Here is a 17,289-nt window from a genome sequence, read left to right as displayed (position 1 = left end):
TTCGCGGCGTGAGGGCGGCTCCTCGGTTCGTGACCGGATGTCACCATCACGCAAACTGTCCGCAATCTTTTGCGCTAATCTTGCGCACATGACGCGCAGACTTGCTCAGGTGGCGAAGAAGGTCGGAGTCAGTGAGGCCACGGTCAGCCGGGTGCTCAACAACAAACCCGGCGTCTCGGAGGCCACGCGACAAGCGGTCCTCACCGCACTCGACGTCCTCGGCTACGAGCGGCCGACCCAGTTGCGCGGCGAGCGGGCCCGGCTGGTCGGCCTGGTCCTGCCGGAGCTGCAGAACCCGATCTTCCCCGCCTTCGCGGAAGTGATCGGCGGCGCCCTCGCCCAGCAGGGCCTCACCCCGGTCCTGTGCACGCAGACCAAGGGCGGCGTCTCCGAGGCGGACTACGTGGAGCTGCTCCTCCAGCAGCAGGTCTCCGGGGTGGTCTTCGCCGGCGGTCTGTTCGCGCAGGCCGACGCCGAGCACGGGCACTACCAGCGCCTCGCGGAGCGCAACGTCCCGGTGGTGCTCGTCAACGCCTCCATCGAGCGGCTCGGCTTCCCGCGCGTGGCCTGTGACGACGCGGTCGCCGTCGAGCAGGCGTGGCGCCACCTGGCCTCGCTCGGCCATGAGCGGATCGGCCTCGTCCTCGGCCCCGAGGACCACATGCCCTCGCGCCGCAAGCTCACGGCGGCCCGCGCCGTCGCCCGCGCCACCGGCGGCGAACTCCCCGACGACGCGATCGAGCGCGCCATGTTCTCCCTGGAGGGCGGGCACGCGGCGACGACCCGCCTGCTTGAGCGCGGCATCACCGGCATCATCTGCGCCAGCGACCCGCTCGCGCTCGGCGCCGTGCGCGCCGCCCGACGTGCCGGGCTCTCCGTGCCGCGGGACGTGTCGGTGGTGGGCTACGACGACTCGGCGTTCATGAACTGCACGGAGCCGCCGCTGACGACGGAGCGCCAGCCGATCGAGGCGATGGGCCGGGCCGCGGTCGAGCTCTTGGTGGCGCAGATCCAGGGCGGCGCGGTCCCCGCCGGGGAGCTGCTGTTCGAGCCGGAGCTTGTGGTGCGCGGCTCGACGGCCCCGCCCCCGGCCGGTTGACCGCACCGTCGAGCGCATCTGAGCGCAACAGAACGCAAGAAACGGACGTCACGGGTCCGCCGCATGACGGCGGACCCGTGACGCGTACTCCCCCCTGACCCCACCCTGTTCATTTTTTGCGGAGTACGCGCGACATCTTGCGGAGATACGTCGTCGGTGCTTGAGTGTGGCACGCCCCGGCACGCACCTCCCCGTGCAGTCCAGCGCCGCGGGCCTCCACGTTCCTGCCCGCCTGTACGCACAGGCGGGCTCAGGCCCGAAGGGGACTCAACCGATGAGAAGCAGCACCTGGTCACGTCCAGCCCGCCGCACGTCCGCGGTCGCCGTCGCCACCGCCCTCGCCCTGGGCTCGCTCGCCGCCTGCGGCACCAGCAGCAGCTCCGGTGACGGCGGCTCGGGCGGCACCGGGTCGAAGGCCGACATCAGCGCACCGCTCGACCCGAAGACCAAGGTCACGCTGACCATCGACTGCATGCCGCCGAAGAACAAGGCCGCCGAGCTGAAGGAGTGGAAGGAGGACGTCAAGGAGTTCAACAAGAAGTATCCGAACGTCACGATCGACGGTAAGTCGACCGCGGGCCAGTGCGAGGAGCCGGCCCGGTTCACCGCCGCCTTGAAGGCGAAGTCGCAACCGGACGTCTTCTACACGTACTTCACCGACCTCCAGCAGGTCCTGGACAACAACGGCGCCGAGGACATCACGGCGTACGTCACCCCGAAGACCGTTCCGGCGATCGACTCCATCGACCCGAACGTGCTGAACGCGCTGAAGAAGGACGGCAAGCTCTACGGCCTGCCGACCAGCAACTACACCATGGGCCTGCTCATCAACCGCAAGCTGTTCCAGCGGGCCGGGCTCGACCCGAACAAGCCGCCGACGACCTGGGACGAGGTCCGTACCGCCGCGAAGAAGATAGCCGGGCTCGGCAACGGCATCGCCGGGTACGGCGAGTACAGCGCGGAGAACACGGGCGGCTGGCACTTCGCCGCGGCCCAGTACAGCCTCGGCGGCGACATGGTCACGGCCGACGGCAAGAAGGCCGCGTTCAACGACGCCACCGGCAAGCAGGTCGTCCAGCAGCTCCACGACATGCGCTGGACCGACAACAGCATGGGCAAGACGCAGTTGCTCAAGTGGGGCGACCTGCAGAAGCAGATCGCGTCGGACAAGCTCGGCATGTTCCTCGCCGCGCCCGACGACGTGACGTACATGGTCCAGCAACTGGGCGCGGAGTACGAGAACTTCGGGATGGGCCCGATCCCCGGTGGCAAGGCCACCCTGTTCGGCGGCAACGACTACATGATCAAGAAGGGTTCGTCGCCCGACAAGATCAAGGCGGCGATCGCCTGGCTGAACTTCAAGACGCTCACGCCCGGCAAGGGCCAGTTCCAGTGGGAGCGCACGAAGGCCGACAAGCTGCCCGTGGGCCTGCCGCAGCCGAACTTCTTCACCGGTGAGGTCAAGGAGCAGGACCTCAAGTCCCGTACCGAGAACGCCACCATGCCGGTCGAGAACTTCAAGCCCTTCATGGACAACCCGGTGCCCGGCAAGGCCGAGCCGCCGAAGGCGCAGGAGATCTACAAGGTCCTCGACAACGTCATGTCCGGCGTCCTGACCAACGAGGACGCGGACATCGACAAGCTCCTGTCCACCGCCGAGCAGCAGGTCAACCAGGTGCTGGCCAACCAGTAAGCCGCCCCACCGGTACCTGTGATCCGAGGAGTGACCATGTCGGCCCCGACGCTGCCCGCGAAGTCCCACCAGGCCGCACCGCCCACCCAGCGCCATCTCACCACCCCGAGCGGTTCGCTGGCGCGCGCCGTGCGACGCAATCTCACCGCGCACGGCTTCCTGATCGGCGCGGTGCTCTGCTTCTCCTTCTTCTCCTGGTACCCCATGGTCAGGGAGTTCGTCCTGGCCTTCCAGAAGACGAAGGACGGCCGCACCACCTGGGCCGGCTGGTCCAACCTCACGTACGTCTTCAACGACCCGGCCTTCGGCCAGGCCTGGCGCAACACCCTGCTGTACACCGCGCTCGCCCTGGTCCTCGGCTTCGCCGTCCCGTTCTTCGTGGCGGTCCTGCTCAACGAGTTCCGGCACGGCCAGGGTTACTTGCGCATGCTCGTCTACCTGCCGGTGATGCTCCCGCCGGTCGCCTCGGTCCTGCTCTTCAAGTACTTCTACGACCCCGGCTACGGCCTGTTCAACCGCGTCCTCGGCATCTTCGGGATCCCCGAACAGCAATGGCTGCAATCGACCGACACCGCCATGCTCTCCGTCGTCATCGCGGCGACGTGGATGAACATGGGCGGCGCCACCCTCATCTACCTGGCCTCGCTCCAGGGCATCCCCGGCGAGCTGTACGAAGCGGCCGAGCTGGACGGCGCGGGGCTGTGGCGCAAGATCTGGCACGTGACGATCCCGCAGACGCGGCTGATCCTGTCGCTGATGTTCCTCATGCAGATCATCGCGACGATGCAGGTCTTCACCGAGCCGTTCCTGCTGACGAACGGGGCGGGCCCGGAGGGCTCCACCACCACCGTCGTCTACCTGATCTACCAGTACGCCTTCAACTTCAACAACTACGGCGGCGCGGCGGCCCTCGGCCTCCTCCTGCTCGTCCTGCTCGCGGCCTTCTCCGCGGTGTACGTCCGCCTCAGCCGTTCGCAGGACGACTGAGCGTCGAAGGAGTTGGGAAACACCGACATGGCTACCGACACGATGCGCCCCCGCACCCTGATCTCCCCGGCCCAGCTCGGCCGGCGCCGCGGAAAGATCGTCTACTGGACCGTCTTCGGCGTGACCATGGGCCTGTTCACGCTGGTCTTCCTCGGCCCGCTGTACTGGATGGTCACCGGCGGCCTCAAGACCACCGCGGAGATCGTCCAGTCCCCGCCGACCCTCGTCCCGCACAGCTCGCACCCGGGCAACTACAAGGACGCCTGGGAGGTCATGGACCTCGCCAAGCTCCTCCTCAACACCCTCTACTACGCGTTCGGCGCGCTCGCCTTCCAGCTCGTCCTGGACGTCGCCGCCGCGTACTCCCTGTCCAAGCTGCGGCCGGTCTTCGGCAACGTCGTCCTCGGCATGATGCTGGCGACGCTGATGATCCCCGCGACGGTCCTCGTCGTCCCCCAGTACCTGACCGTGCTCGACGTGCCGATCTTCGAGCGGAACCTCCTCAACAGCCCGTGGGCGATCTGGCTGCCGTCCGTCACGAACGCGTTCAACATCTTCCTGCTCAAGCGGTTCTTCGACTCGATCCCGCAGGAACTGCTCGACGCGGCCTCCATCGACGGCGCCTCCTCCCTGCGGACCCTGCGCTCCGTGGTCCTGCCGATCTCCCGGCCGATCCTCGGCGTCGTCTCCATCTTCGCGGTGGTCGGCGTGTGGAAGGACTTCCTCTGGCCGATGCTGACCCTGCCGGACCCGGCCAAGCAGACCCTGAACGTCGGGATCTACTCGCTCTCCAACGGCGTCCCGCAGAACCAGTTGATCGCCGCGCTCACCATCGCCTCGGTGCCGACGCTGATCCTCTTCCTGCTCTTCCAGCGCAACATCATGGGCGGCCTGACCGCCGGCGGCCTCAAGGGCTGATCCCGCCCGCCCGCCTCACTCTCCCCTTCTGTCGCGTGCCGCCGCGTCCCGGCCCACCGGGGCGCGGCGCGCACCGCCCTGCCCGAAAGGACCCCTCGTGGCCGACGACTGGTGGCGTTCCGCAGCCATCTACCAGGTGTACGTCCGCAGCTTCGCCGACGGTGACGGCGACGGGACGGGAGACCTCGCCGGGGTCAGAGCGCGCCTGCCCTATCTGGCGCAGCTCGGCGTCGACGCCATCTGGTTCACGCCGTGGTACCGCTCCCCCCTCGCGGACGGCGGCTACGACGTCGCCGACTACCGCGTGATCGACCCGGCGTTCGGCACCCTCGCCGAGGCCGAGAAGCTGATCGCGGAAGCCCGGGACCTGGGCATCCGCACGATCGTCGACATCGTGCCCAACCACGTCTCGGACCAGCACCCCTGGTTCCGGGCCGCGCTCGCGGCGGGCCCCGGCAGCCCCGAGCGCGAGCTGTTCCACTTCCGCCCGGGGCGCGGCGAGCACGGGGAGCTGCCGCCCAACAACTGGCCCTCGCAGTTCTCCGGCGAGACCTGGACCCGGGTGCCCGACGGCGAGTGGTACCTGCACCTGTTCACCGCCCAGCAGCCGGACCTCAACTGGGCGCACCCCGCCGTGCGCCAGGAGCACGAGGACGTCCTGCGGTTCTGGTTCCAGCGCGGCGCGGCCGGGGTGCGCATCGACTCCGCCGCCCTCCTCGCCAAGGACCCGGCCCTCGCCGACGCCGCCGACGACGACACGTCCGGCTACGTGGACCGCGACGAACTCCACGAAATCTACCGCTCCTGGCGCGCCATCGCCGACGAGTACGACGGCGTCCTGATCGGCGAGCTGTGGGTGCCCGACCCCGAGCGGTTCGCCCGCTACCTGCGCCCCGACGAACTGCACACGGCCTTCAACTTCGACTTCATGGCCCGGTCCTGGGACGCGGCCGAGCTGCGCGCCTCCATCGACGACACCCTCGCCTACCACGCGCCGGTCGGCGCGCCCGCGACCTGGGTCCTGTGCAACCACGACGTGACCCGCACCGTCACCCGCTACGGCCGCGAGGACACCCGCTTCGACTTCGCGGCCAAGCGGTTCGGCACCCCGACGGACCTCGCGCTCGGCCTGCGCCGCGCCCGCGCCGCCGCGCTGCTCTCGCTCGCCCTGCCGGGCTCCGTATACCTGTACCAGGGCGAGGAGCTGGGGCTGCCCGAGGTCGAGGTCCCGCGCGACCGCATCGAGGACCCCATGCACTTCCGCTCCGGCGGCGTCGACCCGGGGCGCGACGGGTGCCGGGTGCCGCTGCCGTGGTCCGCGCACGGGGTCTCGTACGGCTTCGGGAGCGCGGGTGAGCCGTGGCTGCCGCAGCCCCCTGAGTGGGGCACGTACTCCGTCGAGCGCCAGGAGGCCGATCCCGCCTCGATGCTGGCGCTGTACCGCGCGGCGCTGCGGCTGCGCGCCGCCGAGCCGGGCTTCGCGGGACTGGACCTGACCTGGCTCTCCGCACCCGACGGTGCACTGGCGTTCGCCCGCGCGGACGGTGTGGTCTGTGTCGTGAACCTGGGCGCGGCGGAGCCGGTGCAACTCCCCGCCTACGTGCGACTGTTGCTGTCGAGCGACGCGCTCGATGCCGACGGCAGGCTGCCCCGTGACACGGCGGTGTGGCTGCGTACGGCGGATCCGCGGGCGTAGCCTTCCCTACGTCGTTCGGCCGCCTCCTCATCGGCGGAGTGTCGAACGCGTCTACGCCTCTCCCTACGCCTCTTCCGGTTGTCAGTTCGACTGTGACAGCCGGGAGAGGCGTTCCTGAGGACAACGACATATGCCAGAAGCACCACCGCATCGTGTATGGCGAAATGCCTTACGGGGCACATCGGCCTGTGCCACAGTCGTAGACGGTCCTCCCGTCCGCCGTGGCCCTCGGCGCCTGTATCGGAGTTCGTCATGTCTCCCCATGTCTTCGCGGACCGCCCCACCGGCCAACCGCCGGAGCGTGGCACGGTCGACGCGCTGATCTCGCAGACACGCCGGCTCCTCGGCGAGGTCGACGCGGTGCGCCGGGAGACCCCGGGCGGCGCCGACGACGAGGCGGACCCCGAATCCCGCTGGCAGCGCGCCCTGTACGAACTGGCGGTGCACCAGCTCCACGACCTCGACCGGCACCTGGCACAACTGCGCGAAGGACCCGCGCCCCGGCCCACCACCGCCGAGCGGCAGCACTCCTCCCTGGTCAGCCGGGTCGGCAGCGCCGAGTGGAACCTGCTCACCGACGAGGTCACCTGGTCCGACGAGCTGTACCGCATCCTCGGCCGCGAACCGGCCGCCCCCGCCCTGACCCTCGACGAGCTGCCGGCCCTCGTGCACCGCGACGACCAGCCGCGACTGACCGCGATGGTCACGGACTGCCTCATCGACGGCAAGTCCATCGACGGGGAGTTCCGCGTCGCACGCCCGGACGGCTCCGTGCGTACGGTGCACATGATGGGCGAGCCCGTGCTCGACGCCGACGGCTCGACCGCCTCGATGTGGGCGGTCGTGCGCGACGTCAGCGAACTGCGCCGCAGCCAGCGCGCGGTGAGCGAGACCCGTGACTCGCTCCAGCGCCAGCGGCACATCGCGCAGACCGAGCACCGGCTCGCGGTCGAGCTGCAGGAAGCCGTGCTGCCGCCGTGGCGTGGCTCCCTGCGGCTCCCGCACGGCCTCGACGTGGCCGCCCGCTACCTCCCCTCCCCCGTCGGCGCCCTGGTCGGCGGCGACTGGTACGACGTGCTCGAACTTCCCGGCCGTCAGGCCCTGTTGACGGTCGGTGACCTCTCCGCGCACGGCGTCGCCGCCGCCTCGCGCATGGCGATGCTGCTCGGCACCGTGCGCGGCATCGCGGTCTGCGGCACCGCCCCGGACGAGGTGCTCGCCCGGCTGAACCACCTCCTCCTCACCGCTCCCCCCGAGCGCTCCCTGGCCAGCGCCCTGTGCTGCCGGTACGACCCGGCGGCCCGCACACTGGCGTGGGCGCAGGCGGGACACCCCGCCCCGCTGCTCTTCCGCGACGGGTCGGGGCGTGCGCTCACGCCACCCGAGGGCGCCCTCCTCGGAGCCGCCTCATGTACCCGCTACGGACAGGCGTACGAGACACTGCGCGCCGGTGACGTCCTGCTGCTGCACACGGCAGGGCTCGTGCCCCGGCACAACGGCGACGTCGCCGCGGAGCGGCTGCTCGCGCTCGCGCCCGGACTGGCCACGGCCCACAGCGCACAGGAGTGCGTGGACGCGGTCGTGGACGAACTGGGCACGGCTGAGCGCGAGGACGACGCCTGCGTCCTCGTGGCGCGGATCGACCCGTGAACGGTGCCGGTCAGGCCTGGGCGCGCCGCACGCTCGGTTTCGGCAGGGCCAGTTTGATCTCCGTACGCAGCTCCTCGATCTTCGGATAGCCCGCGAACTGACCGGTGAGCCGGTACATCTCACGCAGCCGGTCCCAGGTGCGGTGCGAGGAGTTCGACCCCATCGAGGACAGGGCGAGGCGCGCGTACCGGTCCGCCTGTTCGGGGTCGTCGGCGATGAAGCAGGCCGACGCCATGGACAGGTGGTCGAAGATCTTCGAGCGGTCGCGGCCGCCCGCCCGCAGGGCGAGCGCCTCCTTCGCATGGCGCTGGGCGATGATCGCGGCGCCCGGTTCGTGCTCGGCGAGGGTGCGGTAGGCGAGGGCCTGCATGCCGTGCAGGTCCGCCTCGTCGAACATCTGCATCCAGGTCGGCGGCTCCACGTCGCCCCGGTCGGAGACGAAGAGGTCCTCCGCCTCGCCGAGGGTGCGGCGCATGGCCTGGCCCTTGCCGAGCGACGCCTGTGCCCAGGCCTCGATGGTGTACAGCATGGCCTTGGTCCGGGGCAGCACCTCGTCGCCCGAGCCGGACTTGGCGAGCTTCATCAGGTCGAGCGCCTCGTCGGGGGCGCCCAGGTGGATCTTCTGGCGGGCCGCCCGGGAGAGGGCTTCGCCCGCCCTCGGCCGGTCGCCGCCCTCGCGCGCGGCGTGCGCGGCGATGACGAAGTACTTCTGGGCCGTGGGTTCGAGGCCGACGTCGTGGGACATCCAGCCCGCGAGGACGGCGAGGTTGGCGGCGACGCCCCACAGGCGCCGCTGCAGATGGACAGGGTGTCGGTAGGAGAGCATCCCGCCGACCTCGTTGAGCTGGCCGACGACCGCCTTGCGCTGCAACCCGCCGCCGCGGGACGCGTCCCAGGCCCGGAACACCTCGACCGAGCGCTCCAGCTCCTCGATCTCCTGCGACCCGATGGGGGCGGCCTCGTAGCGGTCGAACCCAGCGGGGTCGGCGTGCAGGGGGTCGTGGGAGACAGGTGCGTCGGCCGCGAGGACCGGGTCGGTGTGCAGCCAGTCGTGCATGGCGCTGCTGAGTGCGGATCCTGCCGCGAGCGCGGCACCCGCGCCCACCAAGCCGCGTCGGTTGAGCATGAGGTCCATTCCCGTGAATTCGGTGAGGACCGCGGCTGTCCGCTCGGGCGCCCAGGGCACTCCGTCGGGCCCCTGTTGCTCCGGGCCCTGCCGTCTTCCCGTGCGCCCGCGTCGGACGAGACCGAGGTCCTCGATGGTCACGACACGGCCGAGTCGCTCGGTGAACAGCGCCGCCAGCACCCGGGGCACCGGATCGCGCGGGATCTCTCCCATGTCGATCCAGCGCCGCACCCGCGAGGTGTCCGTCGCCAGCTGGGGGTGGCCCATGGCCGCCGCCTGCCGGTTGACGAGCCGCGCGAGTTCGCCCTTGGACCAGCCGGCCAGGCCGAACAGGTCGCTCAGGCGGGTGTTGGGTTGTCCGTTCACGTGAGCCCCCAGGTTCTCGGCTGCAATCGACAGTAGCCCTCTGTCAGTTGCTGAGCGACTATTCGCCAGGGTTCGCCAGGGTGCGCCAGCTAGTGGGCTGCCGCCCGCGGGGTGTCAGGTAGGAATGCGCCACCCCGACCCGGCAGGACGCAGGGACATTCCCCAGGGTGAACCGGTTCGGCCGGGCCGGGGCAGCGCACGCAACTCGTCGGCACGCGAAGGGATCTGTCTCGCCCATGTACGCAGCATCGTCCTCCGTGTCCGCCCCGCCCCGGTCGCCCCGTCCCCTCCGTCCGGTGGGCAACGGCGGCGGCCCGTACCTCGACCCCGTGCGGCCCGCGGGCCCGGCGCTCGGTGGCGTCGGCCGGCCGCGTCGCGCCCCGGGGATCGGCACGCAACCGCTCAGCGGGAGACTCGACTTGTCCGGCCCCCAGGGCGCCCAGTTGCGCACGGCGATCGCCACGGTGCACCGGATCTGTCCGGAGTTCCATCCGGTGCAGGTGCTGCGGCGCAGTCCGCGCTCGGTGCTGCTCGTCGGGACGACCGGGCGCAGCACCGCCGTAGCGAAGTGTTTACTGGACCACTCTTCTGTGTCGATGGCGCGGGTCAGGCATGAAATAGCCGCATATCGCTCGTTCGTCCGACACCGGCCGCCGGTGCGGGCGCCGCGTCTCATCGCGGCGGACCCGGACAACGGCACGCTGGTGATCGAGCGGATGCCCGGCCGGGTGGCGGCCCTGCAGCGCCACCCTGCCGAGGCACCGCCGCGGGCGGACGTGCGGGCCGCGCTCGGCGCGATCTGCAGGCTCAACCAGTGGCGGCCTCCGGCGGGCACCTTCGACGCGCCCCTGGACTACGCGGAGCGGATCAACAAGTTCCACGATCTTGGTCTGCTGACCGACCGTGACATGGGCGATCTGCAGAAGCTGCTGCACGGCATCGCCCACGCGTCGGGCCGCGGCGGCATGGGCCAGTTCTGCCACGGCGACGCCCTGCTCTCCAACATCCTGCTCTCGCCCGCCGGGCCGGTGCTCGTGGACTGGGAGCACGCGGGGTGGTACCTGCCCGGGTACGACCTGGCGACGCTGTGGACGGTCCTCGGTGACGCCCCGGTGGCGCGGCGCCAGATCAGCCAGCTCGCGCAGTCCGGCGGCCCGGCCTCGCGCGACGCGTTCCTGGTCAATCTGATGCTGATCCTGACCAGGGAGATCCGTACCTACGAGACGGCCGTGCAGCGTTCGCTGCGCGAACAGGCCCCGACGGCACCGGGCCCGGCCCACCCCGGTGCCGCGCCGTCCGGCGAGGAGCAGCGGCTGTTGCTGCGCCGCCTGCACGACGACTGCAACATGGCCCGCAAGGCGGTCCGCGCGGCGGTCGGCACTCGCTGACGGGGACGTGGCTCCGCGGCGCGCCGGCAGAGGACGGCGCACCGCGGATCCTCGTCGTTTCAGGGCCGTGGACCACCTGGCTCAAATGCGCCCGCACGTACGTTCATTGGTCTACTCCGGTGACGCGTCGCAGGCGGTGTTCCGGCGCTCCTGGGACGATTGACTGATCGGTGGCGAGCCGCTACCACTGGTGCGACCACGAGCGCTCCCAGGAGGCACCGTTGCACCGGTCCACCCGTTCCATTCCCGGCAGACGTCCCCGTACGGGGCTGCGGGCGGCGGGCACGCTCGCCACAGCGGCCCTGCTCCTCCCGCTGCTCGGCGCGGCGCCGCCGGGGGCGGCGGGGGACGACGCGCCGACGGGTCTGCAAGGGGCGTTCGCCGCGGCGGCCGCCGAGTACCGGGTGCCGCAAAGTGTGCTGCTCGGCGTCTCGTACCTGCAGTCGCGGTGGGACACGCACGACGGCGCGCCCAGCGTCACCGGCGGCTACGGCCCCATGCACCTGACCGACGCACGTACCGCGATCGCCCGCACCGTGGCGCACGACCACGCGGAGGGCGACGCGCGCGGCGACGACTCCCGCGCCCCGCTGCGGGCCTCGCGGTCCGTCCCGCCGGACAACCAACTCCCGGCCCGCCTTAAGACCTTGCCGCGCGCCGCCGAGCTGACCGGCATCCCCGCCGAGCGGCTGCGCGACGACCCGGCGGCCAACGTACGCGGTGGCGCGGCGCTGCTCGCCGCCGCGCAGAAGCGTCTCGGCAAGCCGCTGAGCGGCGCCCCGGCCGACTGGTACGGCGCGGTCGCGGCGTTCTCCGGCGCCGACGACAAGGCGACCGCGGCGACATACGCCAACGATGTCTTCGCGGTGATCCGGGACGGGGAGCGGCGCACGACGGACGACGGCCAGCGGGTGGTGCTCGAAGCCGACCCGGCCGCGAAGCCGCAGGCGGCACAGCTCGCGTCCATGGGCCTGCGCCGCACGGACGCGTCCGGGACCGAGTGCCCGAGGACGGTGTCCTGCGAGTGGATCCCGGCGCCCTACGAGGAGTTCGGCGACGGCGACTACGGCAACCACGACCTGGCGGACCGGCCGCACGACCAGAGCATCGACTACATCGTCATCCACGACACGGAGGCGACGTGGGAGCAGACGCTGAAGCTGGTGCAGGACCCGACCTATCTGGCCTGGCACTACTCGCTGCGCTCGACCGACGGGCACATCGTGCAGTCGGTCAGGACGAAGGACGTCGGCTGGCACGCGGGCAACTGGTACGTGAACGCGAAATCGATCGGCCTGGAGCACGAGGGCTTCCTCGCGCAGCCCGACTCCTGGTACACGGAGGAGATGTACCGGTCCTCGGCGCGCCTGGTGCGGTACCTCTCGAAGAAGTACGACATTCCGCTGGACCGGCAGCACATCCTCGGCCATGACACGGTGCCGGGCCCGACCGCGTCGAGCATCCCCTCCATGCACACGGACCCCGGCCCGTACTGGGACTGGGCGCACTACTTCGCGCTCATGGGCAAGCCGTTCCACCCGACGGCGGGGCCGCGCGGCGGCGTCGTCACCATCCGGCCGGACTTCGCCTCGAACCAGCCGGAGTTCACGGGCTGCGTCAAGGCGGGCGAACTCTGCGCGCCGCACGGGTCGAGCGCGGTGCGCGTGTACACGGCGCCGAGCGAGGACGCGCCGCTGGTGAAGGACATCGGCCTGCGGCCGGGCGGCCAGCCGTCGACGATCGACGTGAACGACATGGCGTCGCGGGTGTCGACGGGCCAGCAGTACGCGGTCGCCGGCCGGCAGGGTGACTGGACGGCGATCTGGTACCTCGGCCAGAAGGCGTGGTTCAAGAACCCGCGCAAGCAGCCGGCCGCGGTCGACGCCAAGGCGCTCGTCGTCACGCCGAAGGAGGGCGCGAGCGAGATCCCGGTGTACGGGCGGGCCTACCCGGAGGCGTCGGCGTACCCGGCGGGGATGACGCCGCAGGCGATCTCGCCGCTGCCGTACAAGCTCCTCGCCGGGCAGCGCTATGTGGTCGGCGGGCGCACGACGGGTGAGTACTTCTACGCCCCGACGTTCGACACGTCGACGCACCGGGTGGTGAAGGGCAAGGACGTGTACTACGAGATCCAGTTCGGGCACCGGGTCGCGTACGTGCGGGCGGCCGACGTCCAGGTGGCGCCGTCGAAGGTGTCGTGACGGTACCGGCCACCCCATGAAAGGGCCCGGATCCGCGCGGGAGCGGATCCGGGCCCCGGTGTCTCAGTCGTACAAGTTGTAACAGTGATGGCTCACGCCTGCTGGAACAGCTCCGCGGGCAGCGGCTTGAGCAGCGCGTACAGGTCGTCGGTGATCGGGCGGTCCCAGGACGCGATGGTCACCAGGACATTGTCGCTGCGGTCGAACTGGACGCAGGAGATCCGCGTCTCCGAGAGCTTGAGGCGCCGCACGATCAGCAGGTTGTCACCCTGCATCACCGGGACGTCCTCGACGCCGGTGACCGTGACCTCCTCCTCGTTCTCCAGCGCGATGAGGAGCTGGGCGACCTCGAAGGGGATCTCGCCCTCGGCGGTGTCACGGGCCGGGGAGCCCTCGGGCAGATTGCCGATGATCATCGCGGGGCCGCGGCCGCCGAACAGGTCGTAGCGCAGGAACACGCCCTGGCAACTGCCGTCGGGGGCGGGCAGCAGGCCCGCGCCGAGATTGCCCGGCCAGTCGCCCGGATCCATGGCCAGGACGTCGAAGTCGGGGCCCGCGGGGGTGGCGGCGCGGCGGCGGAGGAAGGACATGCGGTCCATCGTACGTCGCTCGGAGCGCGATGCCCGCCCAGGGGTTTGGCAACCGGATTATTGGCCAGGGCCCTTCGCGGCGGGGGGGGCCGCGATGTTTGGGGGCCGGGAGGGTGCCGGGCGTCGGGGCAGAGGACATCGCGCGTCAGCGCCGGGGGCTGCCCTCCGTCGAGGCCGGAAGGGCGCCGCGCGTCCGGGTCGGGGCTGCCCTCCGTCAAGCCCGGAAGAACGCCGCGCGTCAGGGTCGGGGGCCGTCCTCCGTCGAGGCCGGAAGAACACCGCCCCTCCAGGCCGCGAGCCGCCCACCATCAAGGCCAAACGGGCGCCGCGCGTCAGGGTCGGGGGCCGCCCTCCGTCGAGGCCGGAAGAACACCGCCCGTCCAGGCCGGGAGCCGCCCACCGCCGAGGCCGGAAGGACACCGCCCAGCGAGGCCCGGAGCCACCCACCGTCAAGGCCAGAGGGACACCGCCCAGCGAGGCCGAAGACCGTCGCGTCAGGGGGTGAGGGCCGATGCGAGGCCCGGTTGGTCCGTGCCTATTTTGCGGTAGACGGCTGAGAGGAGGCGGACCACCGTCTGTTCGTCCAGGTGCAGCTCGGCCGCCGTTTCGGCGGGGCACAGGCCGCGGGCCGCGCAGCTCGCCGCCGCGCGCTCCCGCGCGGTGAGCGTGTCCGTGGCCGGGCTGCGCAAGGGCCGGGGCCGCAGACCGGCGGCGGCGAGTTCGTCGCGGGCCCGCTCGGCGAGGCCGTCCGCGCCGCAGGCGGCCGCCGCCTCCAGGCCCCGGTAGAGCTGGTCGGCGGCGTCGGCACCGCGCCCGGTGCGGCGCAGCTCCGCGCCGAGGGCGACGAGTGAGCAGGCCAGCTCGTAGCCGGCCGGGGAGCGTTCGAGGTGGGCGACGGACTCCTCCAGGAGCTTGGCGCGGGCGGCGCCCGTGGAGACCTCGGCGGCGGCGCGCAGGGCCTGCCCGATCGCGGACGGGGCGCCGAAGTGCCGGGTGCGCTCGACCGCGTCGTGGACGGTGGCGAGGGCGCGGGCCGGGGCGTCGTGGGTCTCGGCGCGGGCGAGGTGGAGCTGCCAGGGGCACCAGGCCGGGTTGCGCATGCCGCGCGGGTCGAGCCGGCGCCCGGCCGCGGCCAGTTCCGTCGCGGCGTCCTTGGTGCGGCCGAGGGCGAGCAGGAGTTCCCCGTGCACGGTCTGCGCGTCGGGGAAGACGACCGCCGCGGGGAACGGCTCTCCGAAGGCGTACGTCTCCGCGACGGTGCGGGCCTCCTGGACCCGGCCGCGCGCGAGCAGCACCTCGACGAGCGTGCCGACGGCGTACCAGTGGGCGGGGGTGCCGGGCCCGACGCGCTCGGCGAGGCGCAGGCCCGCGCGGGCGAAGTCCTCGGCCTCGGCGAGCCGCCCGCGCCGGTAGCGGACGTAGCCGAGCAGGGTGTACGCGAAGGAGAGGTGGCCGCCGCGCCAGCCCGCGTGCTCGAAGTCGGCGATGCCCTCGACGAACAGCTCCTCGGTGCGGCCCGGCCGGTCGGCGTAGAGGAAGGACAGGGCGACGAGGACGGGGACCTCGAAGCCGCGGTCGTCGTCGGCGGCCCAGCGAAGCCCGCCCGCGAGGGCGCGTTCGGCGTGCCGGATGACGGTGGCGGCGGGTTCGCCGCGCAGGGTGGCGTCCCAGGCGCGCAGGCCGATGATGTAGCGCTCGGTGAGGTCGCGTCCGGTGAGCCGGTCGGCGAGTTTCGCGAGGCGCCGGGAACGGGCCGGGGAGTCGGGTTCGTCGGCACGGAACGCGTCCCACATGAACTGTTCGGCCTGGAGGCGCAGCCGGACGCGGGGGTCCGTGGTGTGCCGGGCCTCCCGGACGAGGGTCTCCGACGCCTCCGCGAGCCGGTCGCTGTGGGCGAGGACCTGGGAGAGCCGGTAGACGATGCCCTGGCGCAGGGCCGGGTCGGAGATCGGCTCCTCCAGGGCGGCGCGCAGGTGGTTGACGGTGGTGGCGGGCTCGGTGAGCAGGGAGGCGCTGCCGAGTTCGTAGAGGACGACGGCGCGGTCCTCGAAGGGCGGGGGTTCGCGCAGGGCGCGGGCGAGATAGCGGCGGGCGGCGTCGGGGGCGCCCGCGCGGACGGTCTCGCGGGCGGCGGAGCGCAGTTGCTGTACGACCCAGCCGTCGCCGTCCGGGTGGGTCTCCAGGAGGTGGCGGGCGGCGGCGGACGGGCCGAGCCCCGCGTTGACGACGGTCCAGGCGGCCTGGCCGTGCAGGGCGACGCGGATGCCGCTGGGGATCGCGCGGTAGACGGCGGTGGCGATCAGCGGGTGGACGAACTCCAGGGTGTCCGCGCCGGTGAGGATGCGCGCGGTGCGGAGCCGGTCGGCGGCGTCCGCGGCCTCCTCCGCGCCGAGCCCCGCGACCCCCGCGGCCAGCTCGGGCCTGATCTCCGTGCCGAGGACGGCGCAGGCCCAGGCGAAGCGGACGGTGGAGGTGCCGAGGCGTTCGAGCCGGGCGATGAGCCCGCTGCCCTTGACGGCGGCGGCAAGGTCGCGCAGCAGGTGCGCCGCGTTCTCGGTGGGCGCGAGGCCCCGGTCGTGCACCTTCGCGGTCAGCTCGACGGCGACGAAGGGGTTGCCCGCGGTGACGGCCCAGCACTCCCGGCAGAACGCGTCGTCGGCGTGGGCCCCGACGGAGGCGCGGACCATGTGGGCGATGGCGGGCGCGCTGAGCGGTTCGAGCCCGAGGGGGCGGCGGCCCGTACGGTCCGGCAGGCCGCGCAGCGCCTCGGCGTGGTCGGGCAGCTCCTCGGGCCGGTAGGCGACGACGAGCAGCAGCGGCAACTCCTCGGCGCGGGGCGCGAACGCGGCGAGCCAGCTCAGCGACTCGGGGTCGGCCCAGTGCGCGTCGTCCAGGACGAGGACCATCGGGGCGCGGTCCACGGCGAGGTGGGTGAGCACCCAGTCGAGGCCGTCGCGCAGACCTTGCGGGTCGGGCGGCGCCCCGTCGGCGGCGGCGCACAGGCCGAGGGCGGGGCCGACGATGGCGTACCAGCTTCCGAGCCGGGAGCGGAGCTCCGCCTCGGGGACCCCGGCGAGCTGCGGCTGCACGAGCTGGCGTGCGACGTGGAAGGCGACGCCCTGCTCCTGGTCGCCGCCGCGCGCGTACAGGACGGTGCAGCCCTTGGTGGCGGCGCGCCTGCGGACCTCGGCAAGGAGGGAGGTCTTGCCGAGGCCCGCGGGCGCGGCGACGGCGAGCAGCGCGCCGTGCGGCCGCTCGGGCGGTTCCACGCCGCCGGGGCGGAGTCCGGTCAGCTCGTCGAGCGCCTCGTCGACGACGGCGAGTTCGCTTTCGCGTTCGAGCAAGGGGCGTCTGCTCCAGCCGCCGCGCTGCTGCACCATGCGCTCAGCGTACGCCGGACCGCCCGCCCCGGAGCCTCATGTGCCCTTCTGTGCAAGGGAGTTGGTGCTCTTGCGCGGGGCGGGGCGGGGGAGTGCGGCGCGGGCGAGTGCGGCGGTGAGGAGGCCGGCGCCGGACGCCCCGGCTGTACCGACCGTGCCCCGTACGCCCGGCGCGGCGCCGCCACCGTCGGACCG

The 17,289-nt window shown here is 72.1% G+C and carries 11 protein-coding genes; 8 read left to right on the top strand and 3 right to left on the bottom strand.

The window, feature by feature from the left end; all coding sequences use genetic code 11:
- Window positions 1-88: 88 nt before the first annotated feature.
- The 6 genes from ABZ877_RS00120 to ABZ877_RS00095 all read left to right on the top strand — a co-directional run bounded on the left by ABZ877_RS00120 (window position 89) and on the right by ABZ877_RS00095 (window position 8,043).
- Window positions 89-1,099, top strand: coding sequence for a LacI family DNA-binding transcriptional regulator (locus ABZ877_RS00120; RefSeq protein ID WP_361061665.1), 1,011 nt, complete (start codon window positions 89-91; stop codon window positions 1,097-1,099).
- A 274-nt stretch (window positions 1,100-1,373) separates the two neighbouring features.
- The gene (locus ABZ877_RS00115; protein ID WP_361061662.1) at window positions 1,374-2,792 is read left to right on the top strand and encodes an extracellular solute-binding protein; all 1,419 of its coding nucleotides are present in this window, start codon (window positions 1,374-1,376) and stop codon (window positions 2,790-2,792) included.
- A gap of 36 nt (window positions 2,793-2,828) precedes the next feature.
- Window positions 2,829-3,779, top strand: coding sequence for a sugar ABC transporter permease (locus ABZ877_RS00110; protein ID WP_361061659.1), 951 nt, complete (start codon window positions 2,829-2,831; stop codon window positions 3,777-3,779).
- Window positions 3,780-3,821: 42 nt separating this feature from the next.
- Window positions 3,822-4,697, top strand: coding sequence for a carbohydrate ABC transporter permease (locus ABZ877_RS00105; protein WP_361062808.1), 876 nt, complete (start codon window positions 3,822-3,824; stop codon window positions 4,695-4,697).
- Between the two features lie 97 nt (window positions 4,698-4,794).
- Window positions 4,795-6,393 (top strand): glycoside hydrolase family 13 protein, encoded by a 1,599-nt coding sequence (locus ABZ877_RS00100; protein ID WP_361061656.1) that lies wholly within the window; start codon window positions 4,795-4,797, stop codon window positions 6,391-6,393.
- A gap of 252 nt (window positions 6,394-6,645) precedes the next feature.
- Entirely contained in the window at window positions 6,646-8,043 is a 1,398-nt protein-coding gene (locus ABZ877_RS00095) for a SpoIIE family protein phosphatase (RefSeq protein WP_361061653.1), read from the top strand.
- Between the two features lie 10 nt (window positions 8,044-8,053).
- Here ABZ877_RS00095 and ABZ877_RS00090 read toward each other — a convergent pair whose 3' ends face one another.
- Window positions 8,054-9,535, bottom strand: a complete 1,482-nt coding sequence (locus ABZ877_RS00090) for a hypothetical protein (protein ID WP_361061650.1) — start codon at window positions 9,533-9,535, stop codon at window positions 8,054-8,056.
- Window positions 9,536-9,771: 236 nt separating this feature from the next.
- On the opposite strand from ABZ877_RS00090, the gene ABZ877_RS00085 reads away from it, so the two are divergent.
- Both ABZ877_RS00085 and ABZ877_RS00080 read left to right on the top strand, forming a co-directional pair.
- A complete protein-coding gene (locus ABZ877_RS00085) occupies window positions 9,772-10,923 on the top strand; it encodes an aminoglycoside phosphotransferase family protein (protein ID WP_361061647.1) in 1,152 nt (383 codons plus the stop codon).
- A 242-nt stretch (window positions 10,924-11,165) separates the two neighbouring features.
- Window positions 11,166-13,124: an N-acetylmuramoyl-L-alanine amidase gene (locus tag ABZ877_RS00080; protein ID WP_361062805.1), complete on the top strand. Its 1,959-nt coding sequence runs from the start codon at window positions 11,166-11,168 to the stop codon at window positions 13,122-13,124.
- A 92-nt stretch (window positions 13,125-13,216) separates the two neighbouring features.
- Here the strand turns inward: ABZ877_RS00080 and ABZ877_RS00075 are convergent, their stop codons facing one another.
- Window positions 13,217-13,714: a hypothetical protein gene (locus tag ABZ877_RS00075; RefSeq protein WP_361061644.1), complete on the bottom strand. Its 498-nt coding sequence runs from the start codon at window positions 13,712-13,714 to the stop codon at window positions 13,217-13,219.
- 494 nt (window positions 13,715-14,208) lie between these two features.
- Entirely contained in the window at window positions 14,209-17,094 is a 2,886-nt protein-coding gene (locus ABZ877_RS00070; protein WP_361061641.1) for an AAA family ATPase, read from the bottom strand.
- Window positions 17,095-17,289 lie beyond the last annotated feature (195 nt).

Origin of the sequence: Streptomyces sp. NPDC046939 (assembly GCF_040644575.1) — a bacterium.
In the GTDB taxonomy this organism is placed as follows: domain Bacteria; phylum Actinomycetota; class Actinomycetes; order Streptomycetales; family Streptomycetaceae; genus Streptomyces.
The sequence above is the reverse complement of the archived record's forward strand: the minus strand, read 5'-3'. Positions and strand labels throughout refer to the sequence as shown.

Coding starts and splice junctions, on each gene's coding strand:
- ABZ877_RS00070 (WP_361061641.1), bottom strand. CDS start 17,094: ATGGTGCAGCAGCGCGGCGGCTGGAGCAGACGCCCCTTGCTCGAACGC.
- ABZ877_RS00115 (WP_361061662.1), top strand. CDS start 1,374: ATGAGAAGCAGCACCTGGTCACGTCCAGCCCGCCGCACGTCCGCGGTC.
- ABZ877_RS00095 (WP_361061653.1), top strand. CDS start 6,646: ATGTCTCCCCATGTCTTCGCGGACCGCCCCACCGGCCAACCGCCGGAG.
- ABZ877_RS00105 (WP_361062808.1), top strand. CDS start 3,822: ATGCGCCCCCGCACCCTGATCTCCCCGGCCCAGCTCGGCCGGCGCCGC.
- ABZ877_RS00110 (WP_361061659.1), top strand. CDS start 2,829: ATGTCGGCCCCGACGCTGCCCGCGAAGTCCCACCAGGCCGCACCGCCC.
- ABZ877_RS00075 (WP_361061644.1), bottom strand. CDS start 13,714: ATGTCCTTCCTCCGCCGCCGCGCCGCCACCCCCGCGGGCCCCGACTTC.
- ABZ877_RS00085 (WP_361061647.1), top strand. CDS start 9,772: ATGTACGCAGCATCGTCCTCCGTGTCCGCCCCGCCCCGGTCGCCCCGT.
- ABZ877_RS00120 (WP_361061665.1), top strand. CDS start 89: ATGACGCGCAGACTTGCTCAGGTGGCGAAGAAGGTCGGAGTCAGTGAG.